The sequence below is a fragment of the Methylocaldum gracile genome (assembly GCF_053646815.1).
On sequence record NZ_CM132196.1, the window covers coordinates 2,130,408 to 2,153,903 of the forward strand.

General features: G+C 60.6%; 22 protein-coding genes. 13 read left to right on the plus strand and 9 right to left on the minus strand.

The features are described from left to right. Nucleotides 1–5: 5 nt before the first annotated feature. On the minus strand, nt 6–2,081 hold the full coding sequence (gene glyS, locus ACWJJK_RS09345) for a glycine--tRNA ligase subunit beta (protein ID WP_156881968.1): 2,076 nt from the start codon (nt 2,079–2,081) through the stop codon (nt 6–8). Beyond that, nucleotides 2,074–3,006, minus strand: coding sequence for a glycine--tRNA ligase subunit alpha (glyQ, locus tag ACWJJK_RS09350; RefSeq protein WP_240506732.1), 933 nt, complete (start codon nt 3,004–3,006; stop codon nt 2,074–2,076). The genes glyS and glyQ overlap by 8 nt, the downstream gene beginning before the upstream one ends. Nucleotides 3,007–3,151: 145 nt before the next feature. Between glyQ and ACWJJK_RS09355 the strand changes: the two genes are divergently transcribed. The 9 genes from ACWJJK_RS09355 (at nt 3,152) to ACWJJK_RS09395 (ending at nt 11,424) form a co-directional block, all read left to right on the plus strand. Then, on the plus strand, nt 3,152–3,526 hold the full coding sequence (locus ACWJJK_RS09355; RefSeq protein ID WP_156881969.1) for a VOC family protein: 375 nt from the start codon (nt 3,152–3,154) through the stop codon (nt 3,524–3,526). 278 nt (nt 3,527–3,804) lie between these two features. Next, nucleotides 3,805–4,803: a UbiA family prenyltransferase gene (locus tag ACWJJK_RS09360; RefSeq protein ID WP_156881970.1), complete on the plus strand. Its 999-nt coding sequence runs from the start codon at nt 3,805–3,807 to the stop codon at nt 4,801–4,803. 12 nt (nt 4,804–4,815) lie between these two features. Beyond that, nucleotides 4,816–5,466 carry a transmembrane-type terpene cyclase gene (locus ACWJJK_RS09365; RefSeq protein ID WP_156881971.1) on the plus strand — a complete coding sequence of 217 codons (651 nt, stop codon included), beginning with the start codon at nt 4,816–4,818 and terminating at the stop codon, nt 5,464–5,466. 260 nt (nt 5,467–5,726) lie between these two features. Continuing rightward, entirely contained in the window at nt 5,727–6,248 is a 522-nt protein-coding gene (locus ACWJJK_RS09370) for a helix-turn-helix domain-containing protein (RefSeq protein WP_434111134.1), read from the plus strand. Further along, nucleotides 6,245–6,784, plus strand: coding sequence for an IS630 family transposase (locus tag ACWJJK_RS09375; RefSeq protein ID WP_156881976.1), 540 nt, complete (start codon nt 6,245–6,247; stop codon nt 6,782–6,784). The genes ACWJJK_RS09370 and ACWJJK_RS09375 overlap by 4 nt, the downstream gene beginning before the upstream one ends. A 284-nt stretch (nt 6,785–7,068) precedes the next feature. After that, a complete protein-coding gene (locus ACWJJK_RS09380) occupies nt 7,069–9,831 on the plus strand; it encodes an endonuclease/exonuclease/phosphatase family protein (RefSeq protein ID WP_156882032.1) in 2,763 nt (920 codons plus the stop codon). A gap of 227 nt (nt 9,832–10,058) precedes the next feature. Further along, the gene (locus tag ACWJJK_RS09385) at nt 10,059–10,622 is read left to right on the plus strand and encodes an Lcl C-terminal domain-containing protein (protein ID WP_156882033.1); all 564 of its coding nucleotides are present in this window, start codon (nt 10,059–10,061) and stop codon (nt 10,620–10,622) included. Between the two features lie 63 nt (nt 10,623–10,685). Continuing rightward, nucleotides 10,686–10,952, plus strand: a complete 267-nt coding sequence (locus ACWJJK_RS09390; protein ID WP_454128924.1) for a hypothetical protein — start codon at nt 10,686–10,688, stop codon at nt 10,950–10,952. Between the two features lie 178 nt (nt 10,953–11,130). Further along, a complete protein-coding gene (locus ACWJJK_RS09395; protein ID WP_454129039.1) occupies nt 11,131–11,424 on the plus strand; it encodes a diguanylate cyclase domain-containing protein in 294 nt (97 codons plus the stop codon). 6 nt (nt 11,425–11,430) lie between these two features. Here ACWJJK_RS09395 and ACWJJK_RS09400 read toward each other — a convergent pair whose 3' ends face one another. Next, a complete protein-coding gene (locus tag ACWJJK_RS09400) occupies nt 11,431–11,970 on the minus strand; it encodes an IS630 family transposase (RefSeq protein WP_156881976.1) in 540 nt (179 codons plus the stop codon). After that, entirely contained in the window at nt 11,967–12,488 is a 522-nt protein-coding gene (locus ACWJJK_RS09405) for a helix-turn-helix domain-containing protein (protein ID WP_156882070.1), read from the minus strand. The genes ACWJJK_RS09400 and ACWJJK_RS09405 overlap by 4 nt, the downstream gene beginning before the upstream one ends. 394 nt (nt 12,489–12,882) lie before the next feature. On the opposite strand from ACWJJK_RS09405, the gene ACWJJK_RS09410 reads away from it, so the two are divergent. Continuing rightward, on the plus strand, nt 12,883–13,386 hold the full coding sequence (locus ACWJJK_RS09410; RefSeq protein WP_156881925.1) for a hypothetical protein: 504 nt from the start codon (nt 12,883–12,885) through the stop codon (nt 13,384–13,386). A 164-nt stretch (nt 13,387–13,550) separates the two neighbouring features. Continuing rightward, on the plus strand, nt 13,551–14,345 hold the full coding sequence (locus ACWJJK_RS09415) for a PEP-CTERM sorting domain-containing protein (RefSeq protein WP_086132738.1): 795 nt from the start codon (nt 13,551–13,553) through the stop codon (nt 14,343–14,345). A gap of 287 nt (nt 14,346–14,632) precedes the next feature. Here ACWJJK_RS09415 and ACWJJK_RS09420 read toward each other — a convergent pair whose 3' ends face one another. From ACWJJK_RS09420 to ACWJJK_RS09435, 4 genes are all read right to left on the minus strand, one after another. Further along, on the minus strand, nt 14,633–15,550 hold the full coding sequence (locus tag ACWJJK_RS09420) for a TorF family putative porin (protein ID WP_156881926.1): 918 nt from the start codon (nt 15,548–15,550) through the stop codon (nt 14,633–14,635). Between the two features lie 119 nt (nt 15,551–15,669). Next, on the minus strand, nt 15,670–18,495 hold the full coding sequence (locus ACWJJK_RS09425; RefSeq protein ID WP_156881927.1) for an ATP-binding protein: 2,826 nt from the start codon (nt 18,493–18,495) through the stop codon (nt 15,670–15,672). Between the two features lie 54 nt (nt 18,496–18,549). Then, nucleotides 18,550–19,269, minus strand: a complete 720-nt coding sequence (locus ACWJJK_RS09430; protein ID WP_086132741.1) for a response regulator — start codon at nt 19,267–19,269, stop codon at nt 18,550–18,552. A gap of 347 nt (nt 19,270–19,616) precedes the next feature. After that, nucleotides 19,617–20,570: a DUF5765 domain-containing protein gene (locus ACWJJK_RS09435; RefSeq protein ID WP_454128925.1), complete on the minus strand. Its 954-nt coding sequence runs from the start codon at nt 20,568–20,570 to the stop codon at nt 19,617–19,619. Nucleotides 20,571–21,406: 836 nt separating this feature from the next. On the opposite strand from ACWJJK_RS09435, the gene ACWJJK_RS09440 reads away from it, so the two are divergent. Together ACWJJK_RS09440 and ACWJJK_RS09445 are read left to right on the plus strand one after the other, a co-directional pair. Further along, the gene (locus ACWJJK_RS09440; protein ID WP_156881928.1) at nt 21,407–22,417 is read left to right on the plus strand and encodes a zinc-dependent alcohol dehydrogenase family protein; all 1,011 of its coding nucleotides are present in this window, start codon (nt 21,407–21,409) and stop codon (nt 22,415–22,417) included. A gap of 14 nt (nt 22,418–22,431) precedes the next feature. Further along, nucleotides 22,432–23,124 (plus strand): type 1 glutamine amidotransferase domain-containing protein, encoded by a 693-nt coding sequence (locus ACWJJK_RS09445; RefSeq protein ID WP_156881929.1) that lies wholly within the window; start codon nt 22,432–22,434, stop codon nt 23,122–23,124. A 99-nt stretch (nt 23,125–23,223) separates the two neighbouring features. Here ACWJJK_RS09445 and ACWJJK_RS09450 read toward each other — a convergent pair whose 3' ends face one another. Then, nucleotides 23,224–23,382 carry a hypothetical protein gene (locus tag ACWJJK_RS09450; RefSeq protein WP_156881930.1) on the minus strand — a complete coding sequence of 53 codons (159 nt, stop codon included), beginning with the start codon at nt 23,380–23,382 and terminating at the stop codon, nt 23,224–23,226. Nucleotides 23,383–23,496: the final 114 nt, after the last annotated feature.

Below are 23,496 nucleotides of genomic sequence, written 5' to 3' on the forward strand. Positions count from 1 at the left end.
ACCGCTTATCCCTGAAGCTTCGAGATGTCGGCGATGTTGAGGAACAGTCCTTCGACGATCGCCAAGAGGCCCAGCCGGTTGCGGCGAAGCTCGGCATCCTCGGTCATCACCATGACGCTGTCGAAGAAGGCGTCCACCGTTTCCCGGAGCTGCGCCAGACGGCACAAGGCCGCCGTATAGTCCCGTTCGTGCAGCAGCGGAAGAATGTCTTCCTTGGCTTGCCGCGCGGCCTCCAACAGATGTTTCTCTTCCGTTTCCGTCAGCACGTGATCGTCGACATTGGCGACGACTTCCTCTTCCGCCTTGCGCAGGATATTGCGTATCCGCTTGTTGGCCGCGGAAAGGCTCTCGGCCTCGGCCAGGCGGCGGAATTCGCGAACGGCTTTCAGGCGCCGGTCAAAGTCCGGCAGGCGGCCGGGCCTGACCGCCAGAACGGCCTCGAACTCGTCGTGGCGGACGCCGCGCTCCAGGCAGTAACCGCGGAGCCGTTCGAGGATGAAGTCGTAAACGTTCGCATGTACCGTTTCGGCGTCGAACGGATGGGGGAACTGCGCCAGGGCTGAATCCAGGAGCTCCGGAAGATCCAGATCCAATTCCCCCTCGAGCAGGATGCGGATGGCGCCCAAGGCGGCGCGGCGCAAAGCGTAGGGGTCTTTGTCGCCGGTCGGTATCAGGCCGGCGCTGAAGATGCCGGTCAAGGTGTCGATCTTTTCGGCCAGAGCCAGCATCAGGCCGGTGCCCGTTCGCGGCAGGGGACCGCCGGAGACCTTCGGCAGATACTGTTCCTCGATGGCTGCGGCGATTTCTTCCGGCTCTCCCTCCGCCAGGGCGTAGTAACGGCCCATGGTGCCCTGCAGCTCGGGAAACTCGCCGACCATCAGGCTCAGCAGATCGGCTTTGGCGAGAAGAGACGCGCGTTCGACCCAGGCGCTTTCCGTGTTCAGACGCTCGGCGATGCTGACGGCCAGGTTTTTGACCCGCTCGGTTTTGTCGAGCAGCGACCCCAGGGTCTTCTGGAAGGTGATCTGCGCCAGGTCGGGCACCCGGCTTTCGAGGGTTTGCTTGCGATCCTGGTTCCAGAAGAATTCGGCGTCCGATAGGCGAGGGCGCACGACTCTTTCGTTTCCGGCGCGTACGGTGTCCGGGGAGCGGCTGTCCAGATTGCTGAAGGTGATGAAGTAGGGCAACAGACCGCCTTCTTTATCCTTCACCGGAAAATACTTCTGATTCGCCTGCATGGTGGTGATCAGCACTTCCGGTGGAAGGGACAGGTAGCGGGCATCGAACCCGCCCAGAATTGGTACCGGCCATTCGACCAGGGATGCGACTTCGTCCAGCAGATCGGCTTCGATATGCGCGCAACCGTTGACCGTGACCGCGGTGGCTTCGGCCGACTCGCGGATCCTGGTCTTGCGGGTCTCGAAGTCGGCGATGACGAAACCTTGTTCGAGCAGCTTTTCGGCGTATTCGCCGGGCTCGTTCAGAACCAGGCCGTCGGGATGGTGGAAGCGGTGGCCGTAAGTCACGCGGCCCGCGGGTACGCTCAGGATTTCGGCCTCGATCACTTCGCTGCCGAACAGCAGCACGATCCAGTGTACCGGGCGCACGAATTCGGCGGTTCCGGCCCCCCAGCGCATGCGTTTCGCGATCGGCAGGGCGGCCAGCGACTGGCGCAGAATATCAGGGATCAAATCCTCGGTTCGGCCGCCCTTTACCTCCTGGCGGAACCCGATCCACGCGCCCTTATCGGTTTCGATGGTGGTGAGCTGTTCGAGCGTGGCGCCGCAGCTCTTCATGAAGCCTTCCAGAGCCTTGGAGGGCGAGCCGTCCGGCTGATAGGCGGCATTGAGCGCAGGGCCGCGCCTTTCGACGGTCTGGTCGGGCTGGGCGGTCGCCAAGCCTCTTACCCATACCGCGAGCCGCCGCGGCGCCGCATAGGGTACGACGTCATCGAAGTTCAGCGCGGCTCTGGCGAGACCGCTCTCGACGTTGCCTTTCAGTGCCAGGCTTAGCGTAAGCAGGGACTTGGGCGGCAATTCCTCGGTGCCCAGTTCGAACAGAAGATCGCGCGTCTCACTCATCGTCGGCACTCCTCGAATTCAGCAGCGGAAAACCGAGTTTTTCACGGCGCTGGTAATAGGCTTCCGCGACGGATTTGGCCAAGTCGCGGACACGGAGGATGTAGCGCTGGCGTTCGGTGACCGATATGGCGCGGCGCGCGTCCAGGAGGTTGAAGGAGTGCGAGGCTTTCAACACCATTTCGTAGGCGGGTAGGGGTAAATCCTGCGCGATCAGTTTTTGACATTCGCGTTCGTAAGTATCGAAGCAGCCGAACAGGAATTCGGTATCGGCGTGCTCGAAATTGAAAGACGACATTTCCACCTCATTCTGGTGATAAACGTCGCCGTAGGTCACTGGTCCGTTGGGTCCGCGGGTCCAGACCAGATCGAACACGCTTTCGACCCCTTGCAGGTACATGGCGATGCGTTCCAATCCGTAGGTGATTTCGCCGCTGACCGGGCGGCAGTCCAGCCCCCCCACTTGCTGGAAATACGTGAACTGCGTGACCTCCATGCCGTTCAGCCAGACCTCCCAACCTAGGCCCCAGGCGCCCAGGGTCGGCGATTCCCAGTTGTCCTCGACGAAGCGAACGTCGTGTTCGAGCAGGTCGAAGCCGAGAAAGCGGAGGGACCCCAGATACAGCTCCTGGATATCGGGCGGATTCGGTTTGAGAATGACCTGAAACTGGTAATAATGCTGGAGCCGGTTGGGGTTCTCGCCGTAGCGGCCGTCGGTGGGCCGGCGGGAGGGTTGCACGTAGGCGGTGTTCCAGGGCTCCGGGCCTATGGCCCGAAGGAATGTCGCGGGGTGGAAAGTGCCTGCCCCTACCTCCATGTCCAGAGGCTGCATGATGACGCAGCCCTGTGCCGCCCAGTACTCCTGCAGCGCCAGAATCAGTCCCTGAAAAGTGGAAACGTCGCGTTTAGCTATGGTTTGACTGGCCACAACGGTTTCGGATGGTTGATCAAAGTCGTCGATTATATCCCGAAATGACGATAGCACCGATCATTGCGGTAACGGATTGTGCGGCCGGGATGTCGGCGACAAAATACCCCGTCTTGAGAATTCGCGAACTTAGTTTAGAGGGCCTATGAAAGTCATCGGTTTTAATCACGCCTCATTGATTGTCAGCGATTTGGATGCCTCGCGGCGGTTCTACGAGGGCGTTCTCGGATTGACGCCCAGCGACAAGCGTCCGCGTATGCCCTTCGACGGGGTTTGGTACGAGATCGGCGCGCAGCAGATCCATTTGCTTCAGGTACCGAATCCCGATGCAGGGGCAGAGCGTCCGGAACACGGCGGACTCGACCGCCACGTGGCTTTGAACGTCGCGGACCTGGCGGCGATCAAACGCGACCTCGAACAAGCGGGGGTGCGCTATAGCGTAAGTAAATCCGGCCGCCCGGCGCTGTTTTGCCGGGATCCGGACAACAATACCTTCGAGCTTATCGAACTACCGGTCTAGATTTCTTATCCCGAGCCGCCAAGAAGGGAGATCGATCTCTTCCGGCGGCTGTCGTTATCGGGCGCAAGGGTTTGCGCCCAGCGCCCTCCGCCCGAAATAAGTCCGAAACGATCGAGTTACGAACGAAACAAATCTCCCATTTCGGGAAATCCTTCAGAAACGTTCCTCCCCTGAAATAGCGTCGCGTTGCGGGACGCGAGAGCCACCGATCAGCCCGCGACGAACTGACCATCAACCGGGCCGTGCCGAAACGCCGGCTCAAACCGAGGAGGAATTCCATGAACAAGTTCGTCCCGATTTTCGATCTCAGCAGCGTATTTTCGGTACCCGGCCGGGTGTCCGGGGAATATTGGCTGCGTTCAAACATGGCCCGCCTGAGCCGGCTCATGTCTTACGGAGTCGAATGCATGGCGCGTTTGGGACTGGTATTGCCCGCCGGTGCCGCCAGCGCGGTTTCGGCGGTTGCGCTGGCCGGGACCGGGCGGATTTCGACTGCGTTGGCCGCAGCCGTATTTCTGCTGGTCTACGCCAGCTATCTGATCGACCATCTGGCGGATGTCGACCGTTTCGATGATGAACAAGCTTCGAAACGCAGTCTGGCCTTGGGGCGTCGGAAACGATTCTTTTCAGTGCTCGGTGCCGCCGCGCTCGCGGCGGCCGTGACGATTACCGGAATAGCGAGCAGTCCGGCTGCGATGCTGTTCCTCGTCTCGTTCCCTATCGCGGTGATTCTTTACGGAACGCCATGGTTCGGCATTCTCACCCGCGGTCTCTTCCGCTATCGGCGGCTCAAGGACATTCCGGGGTTCAAGGCGTTTTACACGGCCTTTTTCTGGGGCTTGCTAATGGTCTACGCGGACCGTTTCGTCGGCGGAAATCAGCCGTCCCTGGTCCCGTTCTTTTTCGGTTACACGTTTTTGTCGTTCTTGTTGAATACCGTCTATTGCGATTTCAAGGATCTGGAGCGCGACCGCTTCGATGGCGTGGCCACGCTGCCGCTGATGCTCGGCATTCCGAAAACCTTGCGGCTGCTCCACATCGTGAATGCCGCGGCTCTCGCTTGGCTGATCGCTTTCGTGGCCGTCGGTTGGATTCCGGTGTGGACGACCGGGTTGGCGCTGGTGCACGGATACGTATCGGCCGTTCTTCGCCACGGTGCGAGGGTGATGGCGGGGGGCGGTCTTCCCGGCGATGCCGCCATCGATGCCGAATTCGCGCTATGGCTGCCCTGCGCCTTGCTCGGGTCCTGGATGACGGCGTTCCTCGGCTTGGCTTAAAGGAGGAAACTCATGAGTCCGACGGAACAGCTCGTCTACAACGCTTCCTCGATCGCCTGTCTGGGTTTGTGGGGCGTCGCTTATCTGCTCATCATCCGCCGCGCGTTCAAGGACCGCGCCTACGGCATGCCGTTGCTTCCGCTTTGCACCAATCTCTCCTACGAATTCATCTTCGGCTTTCTTCTGCCCGATGATCCGCCGCTGAACTACGCCAACGGCATCTGGTTTCTGATCGATCTGGTGATCGCTTACCAGTACTTGCGATTCGGCCGAAAGGAGTTTCCGTCCGCGTTGCCGCAACGGTGGTTCCTGCCGGCGTTCGGTCTGGCGCTGGTCACCGCATTTGCGGGCATCCTGGCCATCACTTTCGAATTTCAGGATTGGCACGGCAATTACACCGGATGGGGGGATCAGCTGCTGATCTCGGTTTCTTTTCCGTACCTGCTGGTGCGCAGGCAAAGCGTCAAAGGGCAGTCGGTCTACATCGCGTTGTCGCGAATGATCGGCAGCATCGCGCTGATTCCGGCCCAGTACGTACTGACGCCCGACTCCCTGTTCCTGGCCTACGTCTACATCGCCTTCATTGTTTTCGATCTCCTCTACATCGCCCTTTATCTGCGCCGGTGCCGTTCGGACGGAATCAATCCGTGGCGGCGTCTTTGAGCATAGAAGCGCGAGCAGAGCCGTGGAGTCCAGGGCGATTCTCGGATTGATTCGCGGAATGCGGGAGCGGGTTTTAGAGCACTTTCCGGTTTGGCGCAGAAGTAGGTCGGCAATCCTTTGCCGACACGCGCGGTCGGCGGGGGCATTGTCGGCAAAGGATTGCCGACCTACGAATTTCCCGATTCTCACCGCAAAACCGCGGTAAAAAACGCTCTAAGTACATCCCATAAAGTTCTGCGGAAAGGGCGTACACTGGTGGCATGAAAGCCATCCTGATCCCCCCGTTGGGCAAAGCGCAACAGAGTGAGTTAGACACCCTGTATCGAAAGACCAAGGACCCACGACTCCGAACTCGTGCCCAGATGGTCTTGCTCTCGGCCGAGCGGGGTCTCAAAGCGCTGGAGATCGCGGGGATCGTGCGGGAGAGCGAGGACACCGTGGTGCGGTGGCTGAAACGGTATCAGAGCGAAGGCGTGGACGGGCTGAAAGATGCGCCGCGAGCGGGACGGCAAGCCAAAGTGACGGCGGCGTATCGGGCCGCCCTGGTGGCGGCGGTACGGCGCCGTCCGCGCAGTTTGGACCTGCCGTTTTCCATATGGACCCTGCAACGGCTGGTGGATTACCTGGCCGAGCAAACCGGGATTCGCATCGCTCTGGAAACCCTGCGCCAAACCTTGAAGCGCGAAGGGATTGTGCTCAGTCGTCCGCAGCATAAGATCAGCAGCCCTGATCCAGACTATGCGGTGAAAAAAAAGCGGTCGAAGACACCCGCGATCACTTGAAACCGGGCGATGTGTTTTACTACGCCGACGAGTTTAACCTCAGTTGGCTGCCTACCTTGACGGCGTTGTGGAGCCCGGTAGGCCAGCAAATTATGATTCCGACCCCAGGTCAGCCTAAGAAGCGCTATGGGTTGGGAGCGGTGAATTACCATACCGGTGAAACCGTGGTCTTATTCAAACGACACAAGCGCCGTCGGGAGGTGGCCGAACTGCTGCAAGCCATAGTGGACCAGCATCCCACGGGGACGATTTACGTCGCGTGGGACAATGCCGACACGCATCAAGACGACGAGATCGAAGCGGTCGTGCGCGGAGCCGCCGGGCGACTGGTCCTGCTGTACTTGCCGACCTATAGCCCTTGGCTCAACCCGATCGAGATGCTGTGGCGCCATTTCCGCCGCGAAGTGACCCATTGCGAACTCTTCGAGACGGTGGCCGCCTTGCTCCAAGCCGCCCGCGAGTTCTTCGACCGTCACAACCGCTCTCCACAGCTGGTGCTCTCGATTATCGGTTCCTATGCCGTAAAAGTTTCATGAATGTACTTAGCCCGTACCTATACTGAGGCCGTTTGCAATCAATCCTTGCGTGCGAATGGAAACGCTTTAGTCTCACGACGGGCGTCCTTGAGTACGTTGACTGAGCCTGTGGGAAATCGCCGATTTCCAATTCGCCGGGGCTTCGGCGGTTACCCTGACGGGCGAAACAATTGAAACAAATCTCCGCTCCGCCGGAAATATTCGAGATACACGGCCCATTGAAACTGGTTCCCGACCTCGGCGCCTTCGCCGGGGAATTCGACAATCGAAGAGGAGAACCAACCATGAAACCAATCAAATCGCCCTTGCGAGCTATCTGGCGGGCGCTGGTCGCCGCAGTGCTCTGCTCGGGGCAAGCTGTGCTTGCCGACAGTCCCAATAAGCCGAGCCCGGTGGACCAACCGCCGGCCATCAAACTACCGGCGGTCGCGGACCATCCCGAAGTGATCCGGGCCTTGCACTGGAACGTCTGGATGTATCCCGACATCGTCCATCCCGACGCGGCAGGTCTGGACAACGACCACCGGGTACCCCACATCGTCGGGCGCCTGAACAAGCAGAAATACGACATCGTATCGATCAACGAGCTGTTTTCCGGATCGCCGGACCAGAAAGGCCAGTACGACGAGTTCATTTACCTCATGACCGGCATCGATACCGGGGTCTCGGATATCGGCAACACCGATATTTCCTATTCCTACCTCCCGCACGGAGCACCACCGGCCCAGTACCCCTACTATGCCTGGTCGCCCGGATTCCATATGACCACCGTCGGCGACGCCGGCCTGGGCCTGTTCACCCAGTTCCCGCCGCTGCCCCGCAACGATCTCGAACCCGCCTTCATGGCGCTTCCCAACATCCCTTATCCGCAGGGCATCAGCGTGGACTATTACTGCCTGAATGCGGAGGGCGCGGAAAAGCTCGCAAGCTTTCAATTCCTCGCCGGCGGGCCGGCGAGCCCCTTTCCGTGGGTGAAAAGCAAACCTTGGTACAAAACCAATATGAACCAGGCTCTCGGCTGCGCGGCGGCCTATACCTGGTACACGGAAGCGGAGGGGGCGGACGCGGGCGCCGTCAAGGGCATCCTCTGGACCCGCGTGCAGAACACCAAGACCGGCCGTCCGCTGAACATCTTCGTCACCCACACCCAGGCCGATTATCCGGAAGCCAATCCGCCGGAGGAATATTCGGCGGTCCGCGCCACCCAGTTGCAGCATCTGCGCAAATTCATCGACTCCATGGCTTCCGCGGACGAGGATGTCATGGTGATGGGCGATCTCAACGTTCTGGGCGACGGCAAGAAGTTCATCGGCGTCAATCCGTCGCAGAACCAATACGAGTACAAGGATTGGATCAGCGACATCTTCGTGGCTCAGGACGGCTTCGAGGACGTTTATCGCGCCCAGATGAAAACCACCGACAACGACGGCGGATTCACCCGGCATCCCGTCTGGAACAGCCACGACGCGGCGGACCCGTATCCTCAGCGGCTGGATTACATTCTGTCCCGCTGGAAAAGCGACTGGGACCGGAACGGCTACTGCATGCAGCATGCCCGCGCACGCCGCGATTTCAACCTCTATTTGGGAGGACCCAATCCGGCCACCGATGCTTCGGACCACTTCCCGGTGGAAATGGCGGTCAGCTTCGACTCCGGCTATTGCGCCCCGCGCAAGGCGCTGGATGCCGGGAACTCGGCCAATCTGAACACCACCAGAGTGCTGACCTTCGACAATCCGGGCGCGGTGCAGTGGATTCGCGTGCCGGCGGACACCGATCTGGCCATCACCGCCGAAAAACTCACCCATGTGGACGGCAGCAAGTATGAGCTGGATGTCACGGCCTTCCTGTCCACCGATCTGTCGATGCCGGTGGAAACCTTCAACAAGCGGTACCGGCTGGGCTTCGGCAAGCGCGATCTGAAAAAGTCCGTGAAGATCTCCTTCCCGGTTCCGGCCTACTTGCGGATCACGCCGGCAAGTTACGGCGCCATCGGCACGGCCGAAATCATGATCACCAGGATGGACGGCCTCACGCCGGACACGGCGCTCCTGATCGGCGCGGGCGGCTTCCTGGACGTGGACAAATCCCATGCGCGCTATGGCGAGAACTGGTCCAAGTCCTGGTCCGAACCGACCGACATGCCCGGCACCAGCCTGAACGGGACCCCCGGCCAGAAGGTCAAGTGGTTCGAGTTCAACAATCAGCCCGGTGAGGACGGCAAGGGCAGTTGCTTCACCCTGCGCATCCTCCAGGGCGGGATTCAGCCGCCGGCGGCATCCGGCAACAGTTCCTTCCGCATCCGCGTACAGCAGGGCAATACGGTATACCAGAACTGGGGAAATTATGTGCCGACCAACGCCGGCAGCAGTTCCAAGCCCTTCCAGGCGGTGTTCGATTGCAGTAACAATCCCGGCCTGGCCGTACCCACCGGAGCGGAAATCAAGCTGGGAATCGAGCGCTCGGACAACGCCAACAACGAAACCCTCCGCCTGGCCCTGACCCCGGACGTGCGCTCCCACCGCTTCATCAAGGTGGGGATCGCCCAGCAGGGCGACTGGGGCGCCACTTCGGGCGGCGACGAAGTGGTCGGTAGGTTCTACCTGGACGACATCGTCGCCTGGAACGTCAAGACCACCGACCGCCACACCGACGTTTCCCGCTGGAATCTCCATTTCCCGATATGGGGCCAAGGTTCCACCGGCCTGGTCGACAAGGCGTATTTCCGCACGCACATCGGCTGGGAACTGGGCGAGGAGTCCTGCGATTGCGACGCCGACACCTGGAACCCGAACGAGGTCGAATGGTTCAGGGTTTACCAGAACGGCAATCACTTCGGCCGTTCACTGGACTTCCACTCGGTACCCTGGGGCGTCCAGGTGAAATCGGGCGACACCAAGGTGGAAACCCTGGAGTTCAAGCGTCTCTCGGCGTCCAAGGCCTATCGGACCGGATTCTGGGATCCGGACGGCCCGGATGAAGGCGAATACTACCTCAGCGTGGAACTGGGTATGCCGAACGGCTTGCCGGCGGTACCGAACGAGTAATCCATCCCTCACAAACCCCTCGGGGCGGCCGTCGGCCGCCCTCTTTTTTTGGAGCCACCAAATTCAGTGACTTACGGGCTTTCGGCGGCGCTTCCCGTCGAAACAAATGAAACAAGTCTCGGGAATTCCGGAAATCCTTCAGAAACAAACCCGCCTCATAGTGTTTCCCGAGCCCCCGGCATGGGGGCAAGTCATACACGTTATCAACCAACACGGGAGGCAGAACCATGAACAAAAGAACCTTCATCGTCGCCGCACTAGCCGCGGCCGTTTCCGGACAGGCGCAGGCGCTCGATCTGCGCGACTGGGGCAAGAAATACAACTCCGCATCCCAGCGCTTCGTGGTGCTGTCCGAGTTCAGCAATGCGGCGGTGCTGGACAAGGAGACTCAACTGGTCTGGTTCAGGACCTGGCCGAACGCCACGACCGAATGGAACTCCGCCCGCGACTCCTGCGCCAACAGCAGCGTCGGGGGACGCAAGGGCTGGCGGTTGCCTTATCTGCACGAACTGATGAGCCTGATCGATCCCAACGTCGTTCCGGCGGCGAACGGCGACACCAAGCTGCCGCAGGGACATCCGTTCGCGAATTCGGCGCCGCAAAACGGACTGGGCTATGTGGCCTACTGGACCGAGACCTGGGACAAGATTTCCGTGCTCAATGCCACCGGCGCGGCGTACGCCCAAGTCTGGCGGGTCGATCTGGAAACCGGCGACACGAGCAAAGGCTCGCCGTATTCCGACTACCGCTTCGTCTGCGTGCGCAGCGGCGCGCCCCTGGCGGAATACTGAGCGGTCGGCGCGGGCGGTTCGAGCCCGTGCTCACTCGCGGGCCAGCCCTTCGGCATCCGCCCCGTGCGGGAAGTACTGGCCCGATTATCACAGATCGTGCCACTGCGGGTGGAACTGCCCGTCGAATGTTCTGCCAGCCTTGTCTCGTTGAAATTCTGCGGACTTCCGCTGGCGGAATTCATCGCCCGGCCGCTGGAGGACCGGCCCTATGCCTGGATCGTCGATCCCGAAGGCGAGCATTGCCTCATTCTCCCCGCTACCCGCCGCAACCATGGCCCATTGGAGAAAGCTCCCCATCACCCGCAAACCGCAACCTCGAGTCACCCATGAAACATCGGGCAAAAGTATTCTCGTCCAACGTCGACAAGCGGCCGGAGACCCTCTTCTCTGCCGAGATGTCCCGAGTCTTTCTCCGCGCCAGCGTCGCCTATTCGTCGGCTCAGGCACGGGGAGGGAACGGCTCCGTCCTTCCCTTTTCGATATGGGTGAAAAGGCTGGTAGGACGGTGATGCGCCGAAAGGCCTATAAGCATCACTACGGCCACGCCGGGGGCGACCGCCGCTTGCAGGAGATTGCCCCCGGCCAAGTCCCGGCGCGCCGGGGCGGCGAGGAATTCGCTGTTCCATTGCCGGAAACCGACCCGGAGGGGGCTCCGGAAGTCGCCGAGCAGTCGCGCAACCGGGTTGCTGGCTCGACCTTGCCCCATGCGGCCTTCCGAACCGCACCCATCGCCGCTGTCAGCTCCGCTCCGTATCGTTTGTCCGGAACGGCGCGGAACCTTCCGGAACTCGCCAGTCGCTAAGTACATTCATGAAACTTTTACGGCATAGGAACCGATAATCGAGAGCACCAGCTGTGGAGAGCGGTTGTGACGGTCGAAGAACTCGCGGGCGGCTTGGAGCAAGGCGGCCACCGTCTCGAAGAGTTCGCAATGGGTCACTTCGCGGCGGAAATGGCGCCACAGCATCTCGATCGGGTTGAGCCAAGGGCTATAGGTCGGCAAGTACAGCAGGACCAGTCGCCCGGCGGCTCCGCGCACGACCGCTTCGATCTCGTCGTCTTGATGCGTGTCGGCATTGTCCCACGCGACGTAAATCGTCCCCGTGGGATGCTGGTCCACTATGGCTTGCAGCAGTTCGGCCACCTCCCGACGGCGCTTGTGTCGTTTGAATAAGACCACGGTTTCACCGGTATGGTAATTCACCGCTCCCAACCCATAGCGCTTCTTAGGCTGACCTGGGGTCGGAATCATAATTTGCTGGCCTACCGGGCTCCACAACGCCGTCAAGGTAGGCAGCCAACTGAGGTTAAACTCGTCGGCGTAGTAAAACACATCGCCCGGTTTCAAGTGATCACGGGTGTCTTCGACCGCTTTTTTTTCACCGCATAGTCTGGATCAGGGCTGCTGATCTTATGCTGCGGACGACTGAGCACAATCCCTTCGCGCTTCAAGGTTTGGCGCAGGGTTTCCAGAGCGATGCGAATCCCGGTTTGCTCGGCCAGGTAATCCACCAGCCGTTGCAGGGTCCATATGGAAAACGGCAGGTCCAAACTGCGCGGACGGCGCCGTACCGCCGCCACCAGGGCGGCCCGATACGCCGCCGTCACTTTGGCTTGCCGTCCCGCTCGCGGCGCATCTTTCAGCCCGTCCACGCCTTCGCTCTGATACCGTTTCAGCCACCGCACCACGGTGTCCTCGCTCTCCCGCACGATCCCCGCGATCTCCAGCGCTTTGAGACCCCGCTCGGCCGAGAGCAAGACCATCTGGGCACGAGTTCGGAGTCGTGGGTCCTTGGTCTTTCGATACAGGGTGTCTAACTCACTCTGTTGCGCTTTGCCCAACGGGGGGATCAGGATGGCTTTCATGCCACCAGTGTACGCCCTTTCCGCAGAACTTTATGGGATGTACTTAGAGCGTTTTCATCGCGCTCGTACGGCAAAACCAGCTTGGCGGACGTCGTTGGCGCCTTCGGCTCGGGTGAATGGATTCAAGCATTCGTAGGTCGGCAATCCTTTGCCGACGAAGCCGCTCGGCCGGGACGTGGCGTCGGGAAAGGATTCCCGACCTACTCGCGAGTGCCTGTACAGTAGATATGAAAATGCTCTAGCTACAACCCAGCCCGTCCGTTACAAATGAAACAAAAAAGACAGATTCGGAAATCAGTCAGAAACACTCTTCCTTCGTAATAAGCACCCATCCGCCGATGCAGAGGCGGATGGACATTCAAGCGTTAAACAAACTTTTGCGGAGGAGACATCCATGAAACTCACATTCAAGACCCTCGTTATGGCTTCCGCCCTGACGGTCAACCTCGTGGCTTCGGGCACTGCTTGCGCTTTCAGCCCGTCCGAGTTGGGAGACCGGCCATGGGCGATCAATTTCGCCGTGGTCGACGTGCTCGCCGGAGCGCAGTCGGCGCGCTTGAACCTGGTGAACGTCACGGACAGGCCGGTTCAGTACCATGTCGTCGCCGTTTTACAAGATCCCGAAACCGGCCTCCCGCGTCGCCTCTTCGAAACCGACGGAACCGGCTTCCTGGAACCGGGCCAGAGCAAAAAGCAGGACTTCCACTTCCGACCCGGCATGACGCTGGACCGGCGCCAGGTGCGGATCGTGGTTTACACCGGCAATCCGGATGCGGCGAATGAAATAGGCGGGGCAAGCCCGGCGATAGCCGCCTCGATGACCCTGATCGACAGCTCGACCGGCAAGACGAGCGGCGTCTTCCTTCCCGCGGTCCAGCGCACACTGGTCGCTCCCTGAGGAACAAACCGGCATGGACGGCATCGGCTTCGTCGGCAAGGGATTGCCGACCTACTACCTATCCGATCCGCACCGCTAAAACCGCGGTTAAAAATACTTTAACGAGACGCGGATCCCGGTATTCGTCGCATCCACGGCAAAAGATTTCCATTGGAGCTCGTATCATGAACTACGGCAAATGTACCGAATCAGTCAGCTTATTCATCCGCCGGTTATCAGCCCCGGCTCTTCTAAGCGGCGCGATGCTGATTCCAGCGCCGGCGCAGGCTTTGATCATCGACAACTTCGAGCAGGGCGGCTTCAATCTCGTCGCCGACCAAAACAATAATCCCATCAGCATCGAAACTGGTTTGCCCACGTCCGATGTGCTCGGCGGCGTGCGCTGGGCCCAGGTGGTGCAGAACGGCGGGATCGGTACGGTCGGCATTACCCTCGATACCGGCAGTCCCGGCGATGACGGCGTGTATATCGACACGGTGGCGACACCCGACGCCAATCCCGGCGTGAGCGGCTATCTGCAGTTGACCTATGGCGGCGGGGTGGCCCTGCATGAGGACCTTACTGCCGACGGCGGAAGCTCGTTCCTGGTCACCGTGGGTGCCGTGACTCAATCCACAAACCTGGGCATCGCCTTGTATTCGCAGATCGGCTCGTCGATATTCGCCCAGTTCCTCAATCGAACGATAGCGGCCGCCGGCACGTACGATTTCGCCTTTTCCGATTTCAGCGCCGTTCCGGATGCCTTCAAGGACGTCGTGCGCCTGGATTTGTTCATCGGCAATTCGCTCGTGACGGACAAGGCCTTATATTCTCTCCTCGACTTCAGAACCAATGGCGGAGCCATCGAGACGACGGTTCCCGAGCCCGGCGTTCTGCCGCTTGTCGCGCTCGGCGCCGTGGGGATGGTGCTGAACCGGCGTCGCCGAGCCGCGGCTAGTGCATTTTCCGATTCAGTGTAGCGGAGCCAAGGCGTAGGTCGGCAATCCTTTGCCGACACACGACATCGGCAAGGGGCTTCGTCGGAAGGGTCGCGACTAAAGCGACCGTTTGCGATTGGAAGGGTCGCGACTAAAGCGACCGTTTGCGATTGGAAGGGTCGCGACTAAAGCGACCGTTTGCGATTGGGAAGGGATTGCCGACCTACGTTCTTCCCGCCCGACACGAAGCCGTACGCCGGGATGAAAAACGCTCTAAACAGACGGCGGCTTCGATAGGCCAGCGGAAATCGAAACCGCCTCGGATTGATTCATTCGTAGTACAGACTGATCGACCCGATGATTTCGTTCTCCTGCGCAACGCCGAAGCGGTTGTATCCGCCCAAGATGCCCGTCACGCCCAGGGACACCGGCAGATTGGGAACCAGGTAACTCAATTGCAGAATCACGTGGCCGAAGGTATTGCTGACGGGCAATTTGCCCGGATAGCAGCCGGTCACGTTCATGGCGCTGTCCGGAGGGCAATCGGTCTTCAAATAGGTGTCCCGCGTCCCGTAAAACTTCCCTTCGCGGCGGAAGCTGAACCAGCCGAGGGTGGCGTTGAAGTTCAGATTCCAGGGCAGAACCCGGCGATAGTTGAGAGTCCAGTAGGTGTCGCCCGCGTTGCCCAGAAGGGAATCGTTCATCAGGGTTTGCGAAAACAGGCTGAAGTCGCCGTACCCGATGCCGACCCTGCTTTCCAGGGTCTCGGCGTGGCGGCTGTTGGTGTAAAGATACCCGGTCAATCCCGCTGTGATCGTGAAATCGCCCAGCGGCAGTTGATAGCCGCCGTAAATATCGTGCTCTATCGATTTCTTGTCGTCGAATACGCTGATGCTCCGGTTCGAGTAGGCCTGACCCAGGCGCAGATAGGAATAGTTGATCATGGAGCCGAAGTAGCCCAGATACCATCCGGAAGCGAATTTCAAATCGGCGCCCCATTGCAAGACCGGATCTTCGGATTCCGGCGCGTCGGCGGACGCGTTGCCCAAAGGCTCTCCGTTGAAGTAAGTCGTGGTAAAGCCGCGAACGACGTAACTGGACACCAGATCGACATGGGCACTCAGGTTGTAGAGCGGGGGCGTGCCGGAGGGAAGGTCGCCTGCGACCGCCGACAGCGCCGGCAGCAGTCCGAGAACAGCAAGACACGCCAGGCGCATTTCCGGATAGGGGGAAATCGAATGAAGCATCGGATGTCTTCTTGTTTTTTTGGATCGAGCGGGTCGAGCCGGTCGTCGGTTGCCCGAGATCGCAGGCCGCTCGCCCCGTGGCTCACCGAAGGGTTTCGAGAGCCTATCGGGATCGGTTCTTATCGGATCGTGCCTCCGCCGTTCTCCACCTGCGCGACCTTCTGACGCACGTCCTTCGGCACGAAGGGTTTTTCGATGACCGGACAGCGGGCGGCGTCCAGGAATACCTGCACGTTGGGGCTCAAGCTGTCGCCGGTGACGAAAATGACCTTCCGCGCCAGTTCCGGCCAGCGCCGCTCGATCTCCCGGTACAGCGCCGGGCCGTCCATCTCCGGCATCCGGAGATCGCTCAGAATCGCCGCATACCCGCCGTTATTGCCCAGCAGGCGCAAGGCCTCCCGACCGCTCGCCGCGACGTCGACGCCGTGCCGGTCGCTCGCCAGGATGTCCGCCAGCAAAGCGCTCACCTCCGGTTCGTCGTCGACGATCAGGATGCGTCCGCGTCCGCTCTCCGGCGGCTCCGGCGCCGCCGTGTCGGCTTCGACCGCATCCGCCGCCTGCACCGGCAGCCGCACGGTGAACACCGCCCCGCCCGCGGGCGGACAGGTGGCGCTCAGGCTCCCGCCATGGGCTTCGACGATGCCGAGACTGACCGCCAAGCCCACCCCGGTGCCGCTGCCGACCGGCTTGGTGGTGAAGTAGGGATCGAAGATCCGCGAGCGAATGGCTTCCGGGATGCCGGGACCGTTGTCCGCCACCTCCACCCACAGGGCGTTCGCCGCCGGGTCGTGGCCCGAGCGGATCCACAGGCGGCGGGGCTCGGGCTGGTCGGCCAGGGCCTGCTGCGCGTTGATGAGGAGGTTGATGAACACCTGGTGCAGCTGGTCGGCATCGGCGGCGATCTCCGGCAGGTCCTTCGCCAGGTCGGTGACGACCTCGACGCCGCCTGTGCGCAGGCTATAGCTCAGGATTTCCAGGGAATCCTCGATAACCCGGTTGAGCCGAACCGCCGTGTGCTGCGGCGTGTGCTGGCGGGCCATCGCGAGAAACGTCTTGACGATGCGGGCGCAGCGCTCGGCGGCGGCGCGGATTTTCCCGGCGGCCGCCACCGTGGTTTCGTTTCCTGCCTCTTCCTCCAGCATGATGGCCCGCCCCGCCACGATGGAGAGGGGATTGTTGAGTTCATGCGCCACCCCGGCCAGGAGCGAACCCATCGCCGCGAGCTTTTCCCGCTGATAGAGCGTGTCGCGCTGACGGGCGATCTCGGCTTCCGCCTTGACGGCCTCGGTGATGTCGCGGGCATTGACGACTATTCCTTCCACCGAGGGATTGTCGAGCTGATTGGTGCCCGTGGCTTCGAACACCCGCCACTCGCCGTTGGCATGCCGGACCCGGTATTCGAGGCGCTCGATGGGGGCGCCGGGGTTCTCGATCGCGGCCCGATACGCGTGTTCCACTCCCGCGGCGTCCTCCGGGTGCACGATCTCGAAGATGCTCCTGCCGACGTAATGCGCCGGGGGAAGATTCAACACCGCGGCGACCGAGGGGCTCACGTAACGGATGATGCCCTCGGCATCGACCACGCTGATGATGTCGGCGGCATGCTCGATCAGGGCGCGAAAGCGCTCCTTTTCCCGGCGCACCGCGATGTCCCGCTCCGAGACCTTAGCCACCATGTGATTGAACGCATTGGCCAGTTGACCAATTTCGTTGCGCGGATTTTCCCGCCCGCCCAGGTTCGCGACGGGCGCCTGCCCGGAAGCCACGCTGCGGGTGGCAGCGAGCAGCCGGTTCAGGGGCTGGGCGATTTGGCGGCGCAAAATCGCGGTCAAAATCAGGAGCAGAAACGCGAGCGACGAGATGCCGCTCCAGAACACCCATTGCGCCGAGCGAAACGCCTGGGCGCGGACCAAGGCGCCCGGCAGGGTCGAGGCGAAATACCAGCCGGTGCTGGGCAATCGGCTGATCGCGTAGTATTCGTCGATTTCAGGGGCCAAGCCGGAACGCGGCAGCTCCGCGCTCTCCGTCGCCAAGCGCAAGAGCGCGTTCAGCCGCGGGTCCTGGGCGTCGCGAATGTTGAATCCTTCGAAGCTTTCCGAGATCTGGACCATGTATGACGGATCGATGATCAGCCGTCCGTCGCCGCGGAACACGGTATGGGTGGCGCCGGCAATGTCCGACTGGCGAATGCTGGCCTCCAGTTCGTCGAGAATCTCATCGGTGCCGATGTTGGCGATATGCTCGTCGCCCACGTACACGGGGGTTACCCCCGGCACCAGAATCTTCTTATAGGCCGGCTCATAGTAGGTGCCTCCCCAAACCGTTTTGCGCTCGGGATTGTGCGCCGCATCGGCCAGATAAAAATACTCGCGTTGATCCAGCGCATAGTCCGCCGGCGTGTCGTAGGCCCAGCGCACGTGTCCTGAGCGTTCGGGATCGTCGTAGCCCATGTCGGAGGGTTGGCTGGGATGCATGAAGTAGAAGTTGGCGAATTGACTGGTGAAGGTTCCCTTATATTTTTCGGACAGATCGAAAAACAGCATCCAGCGTCGCTTGAACTCCGTATCGGGCTGCACCCGGCGATGGATCCAGCCGGTGGAATAACGTTCCACGTCGGAGAACTTCTCGCTGTTGCGCATCGCACCGTCCGGATACCGGCTCATCAGCTCATCGAACCGATGTTCGAAATCGGGGGAGGGCGGTGCGGAATAGCGTTCCACGAAATCCCGGCGCACGACCTCGTGCAATCCCTTGAGAAACGCGAAATGGGATTCGTGATAGCGCGCCCGCTGGACGCCGTAGTCGGTCAGCCGCGCCAGAGCGCTCTGCTCGATTTCCCGGTACAGCAAGTGGTATGTGACCGCCGTGGACAGGGCGATGATGGCTGTCACCCCGGCGGCGATCCGGTACAGCGTAGCCCGAGTAAGCGATGTGGAGATGCCCATGATGTCGATTGATGTCGCTGGAGTGCCGGAGTTGAACGGGAATGGCCGGTCGAATCATTCGCCGTCGGGAACGAAACGGTAACCCACGCCTCGAACCGTTTTGATGAAGCGCGGATGCTCCGGATTCGGTTCTATCTTCTTGCGCACCCGCGTCACGCAAATGTCGACGCTGCGGTCGAACGGGTCCCACGACCGCCGCTGGGTCAGATCGAGGATCTGATCGCGCGACAGCACTCTATTGGGATGGGTTGCGAACACCTTCAACAGGTCGAACTCCCCGTTGGTGATCGGCAGTTCCCGGCCGCTCTCGTTCAGCAGGCGATGGCTTTCCAGGTCGAGTTCGCAGCAGCCGAACCGCAAGAGTTGCGCCGGTCTTGCTGCTATGGCCTGATCCGGTTCCGCCGCCGAAGTTATGGTGCGTCGGAGGACGCTTTTGATCCGTGCCAAGAGCTCGCGGGGATCGCACGGTTTGGCGAGGTAGTCGTCGGCCCCGATTTCAAGGCCGACGACTCGATCCGTTACCGAATCGGCAGCAGTGAGCATGATCACCGCCGTCGTCCGGTTTTCCCGAATATGGCGGGCAAGGCTGAGCCCGTCTTCGCCCGGCATCGTGATGTCCAATACCGCGAGATCGATGGCTTCCCTTCGGAGAACTTCGCGCGCCTTCAGGGCCGACTCGGCCTGCCAAACCCGAAACCCGTGCTTGCCGAGATACTCGGCAAGCATCTCGCGAATGCATGGCTCATCGTCCACGACCAAAATATTGGCATTCATATTTTCAACTCCGCTTACCCCCCAGATTCGACGGAGATCGACCATCGGCTGAACTGTCCCGGCGCCGAGAGTTCGTAATAATTATATTAATCAGGTCCGTAAATACGCTCCCGGTATTTACGGGCCGACGCCAAGGCCGGTCGCTTAGGCGTGGCTCGCGCGGCTTGTGGCCGCGCCTGGGCATCCCTGCCCCGGATTAGCCCGGCCTGATTTAGAGGCCGGGTTAATAAAGAGCGTGTCGCATCAAATCCGCTCATGTTAGCGCATAAGCCGACAAGCGATATCAACGATCGATTGGAAAGATACGGCGCTCACTGAATTTGGTCGGCTAGTGTCAATGCCGGAGGTTAAGCTACCCGTTGGTTCCGGTCAGTCATTTTTTGCTTGCGTAGAATTAGCGGCCCGGCCTTTTCATTGTTCGAGGCCGAAGCCGGGATGAGGGTGTCGCGGTTTTCAGCAGAGGGCTTTTCCATACACAGCCGGTATCCGGGCCATCGCTCCACGCGCAGCAGGCGGCGCAGCGGCGTCTTGATCACGGAGACGCACAAGGCGATGGACAGCAGACACCACACGGCGGCATGTTCGTTGGGATGGCGCGTCAGAATGTCGGCCAGCAAAGGACCGACGACGAGATGAAGAGCGACGAATCGCCATGATCCGTAAAGGAAAGGCAGAAAAAAACTCACTGCGAAATAGGAAAAACCGTGCAGGCCGAACTGAAACGGGATGAGGTTATCGGGATAAATCGACATCAGGCCGTTAAGAGGAAGCTGCCAGGCTATGTGCCAGTCGCCGGACAGGGAACACACCTCGGGCCCGCAAAATCCCTCGTATCCTCGGATGCAGGTTCTCGCCCAGGAAAAGGGATACATCTTGAGCAGCATCGCCGCGCTGGCGAGTCCGCACAACGAATAGACCATCCCGCCGATTCGCCGCTTCACCGGGGCAGGAATGAAGTACAGCGCGACCATGTTGACGAAGAAGGGTTGAAACGTGATGTGCAGATAACCCAGCCAGGTCAGCAGCTGGTTCTGCGGGGTATCGCACTGATCGATGTATACGTAGGTCGCGGCCTGCAACAATTCCATGCAGGCAAAATAAGTCAGGGGCAACCACAGTTCCCGTGTTTCCCCTTTGTAGGCCAAGTAGCTTGCCGTCGCAAAACCGCCTGTCGCTAACATGGCCGAAGCTTCGCCGCTCCAACACATGAGGAGATCCCCCCAAACTTGATTCAAAAGCTTGAAAGTGAACACCAAAACGATACGCCAACAGGATTTCGCGCATTCTGTCGACTGGATCATCTATGTTGACGCCGCGGAAAGCGAATGTACGGTTCTTCCCGTTGATGTCAATAGTTTGTGATATTGCGGCGCAGCGCGTCCGTTGATCGGGGGGGGGGGCCGAATGAGTCGACGGGAAGGCCCGACTCTCTGATTGTCGCCAGTGTTGCTGACACTCGGCCAAAACCGTGGTCAGACCATTAAGAGATGTGCTCGCGCGAACCGGATAAGATCGGATTCGGCCGGGGCGGGGACACCGACCCTAGATCCTAATTCCGTTCGGCATTCGAGTGAACATTCATCGTAGGATGGGTAGAGCGAAGCGAAACCCATCGATGGCGGGTTAGCCCCTAGAGCGTTTTCATCGCGCTCGTACGGCAAAACCAGTTTGGCGGACGTCGTTGGCGCCTTCGGCTCGGGTGAATGGATTCAAGCATTCGTAGGTCGGCAATCCTTTCCCAATCGCAAACGGTCGCTTTAGTCGCGACCCTTCCGACGAAGACGCGCGGCCGGGACGTGGCGTCGGGAAGGGGGGCTTCGGCGCTCCAATCGCAAACGGCCTGGCCGGGAGCGCCGGCCACGCCCTTCCCGAAGACGCCGTTTGCGATTGGGAAGGATTCCCGACCTACTCGCTAGTGCCCGTACAGTAGATATGAAAATGCATTAGTCTCCGCTCGGGACAGGCTCCGCCTAACCCACCGATGGAAGGCCGCTCGGCGGGTTACGGCGCACGCGAAGGGCAGTGATCGGCGGTCGGTCAGTGCTGATGTGCGCCTAACCCACCCTACGACAATGAATTCCGGATTGAAGGCGATTTGGAATAACACCAGGGTATAGTTTGAATCAGGAGACGACTCATGAAGGTCTACGAACTGCAAGGCGGCTTCGGCATCGATTCATTGGCTCTTGTCGAGCGGCCGATGCCTCGGCCCGCCGCGGGGCAGGTGCTTCTGAAAATGAGGGCGTGGTCGCTCAACTACCGCGACCTGATGCTGGTCAACGGAAGCTATAACCCGAATCTCCGTTTGCCGATGACGCCGCTCTCGGACGGCGTCGGCGAGGTGGTCGACGTCGGCCCGGGCGTATCGCGCCTAAAGCCGGGGGAGCGGGTCGCGGGCATCTTCATGCCCAAGTGGCTGGACGGCGAATTGACCGAAGAGAAAACCAAGAGCGCGCTGGGCGGTGGTGATACCGGCATGGCGGCGGAGTACGTCGTGCTCGACGCGGAAGGCGTCGTTCCGGTTCCGGACCATCTCACGGACGAAGAGGCCGCAACCTTGCCTTGTGCCGCAGTGACCGCCTGGCATGCGCTGGTCACCTCGGGCCGGGTCAAGGCGGGGGATACGGTGCTGACGTTGGGCACCGGCGGCGTCTCATTATTCGCGTTGCAGTTCGCGAAGCTGTCCGGAGCGCGAGTGATCGCCACCTCCAGCAGTGACGAAAAACTTGCGCGAGCGCTCGATCTCGGCGCTTCGCAAGGCATCAACTACAAGATCACGCCCGAATGGGGCCGGTTCGTGCGCGAACTCACCGACGGCGTCGGCGTCGATCAAGTGGTCGAGGTCGGCGGCGCCGGCACCCTCGGCCAATCGCTCCGAGCCGTGCGCATGGGCGGGCGTATCAGCCTGATCGGCGTTCTGTCCGGCGGCGGCCAGGTCGATCCCACGCCAATTCTGATGAAGAACGTGTGCGTGCAAGGCATCTTCGTCGGCAGTCGAGCGATGTTCGAGGCCATGAACGGGGCCATCGCGCAGCACCGGATGCGGCCCGTGGTGGACCGCGTGTTTCGGTTCGGCGAGTTGCCCGATGCCCTTCGCCACATGGAGCGGGGCGCCCACTTCGGCAAGATCGCCTTGGCTGTAAGCTGAATGGAGAAACGACGATGAACATCCTGATGGTATTGACCTCACACGATAGGCTCGGCACGACGGGCGAGAGAACCGGATTCTGGCTGGAAGAATTCGCCGCGCCGTACTACGTCTTCAGCGATGCCGGCGTAGACATTGTTCTGGCTTCGCCCGAGGGCGGGCAGCCGCCGGTGGACCCCAAAAGCTTTCATCCGGATGCGCAAACCGAGTCGATCATGCGCTTCAACCAGGACCCGGCCGCGAAAGTCGCGCTAGCCCACACCGTCAAGCTGTCGCTAGTCTCGGATGCCGATTACGATGCCGTGTTCTATCCCGGCGGCCACGGCCCCATGTGGGATCTCGCCGAAGATCCGGATTCCATCGCATTGATCGAAGCCGTGTACGCGGCCGGCAAGCCCGTGGCCGCGGTGTGCCACGGACCGGGCGCGTTCCGCCATGCAAAGACCGCGGACGGTTCTCCCCTGGTGAGAGGAAAGTCGGTCACCGGCTTCGCCAACACCGAGGAGGAAGAAATCGGGCTTACCGAGGTGGTTCCGTTCCTGGTGGAAGACATGTTGCGCGAAAATGGCGGCAACTATTCGAAAGCCGAGAACTGGAAACCACATGTGGTGACCGACGGCCATTTGATTACCGGGCAGAACCCGGCCTCATCGGAAGGTGCCGCGCGAGCGCTGTTGAGGCAATTCAAAGCGACGACGCATGGCTGAGCGCCGGAGGCGTGATTCGCCCAAGAAAAAGCCCGGAATCGGTTCCGGGCTTTTATATTCCGCCTTTTCGGCTTCAGGGTTTTCTCTCAAAAAAGCGGCTCAATGTCTCTTCTCGGCGGCGTCGTTCTCGTGTTCAGCCTTCTCTTCCTCGATCTTCTTCAAAATCTCCCGTATCTCTTCGTCGTCGAGTCCGCTCAGTCCCGCGAGTTCGTTCAGCAGAAAGTCTTCGTAATTATTGGTTGGGTTATCCTTAGGCATAAAAAGTCTCCGAAAGGGTTAGCCCTTCCCCTTTGACTTGCGCCAATTCGAAAAGAGCCCGATCCGGCACTCTTTTTTTGACATTTGTTTTGGCCGAGCGGCATACGGCCAAAA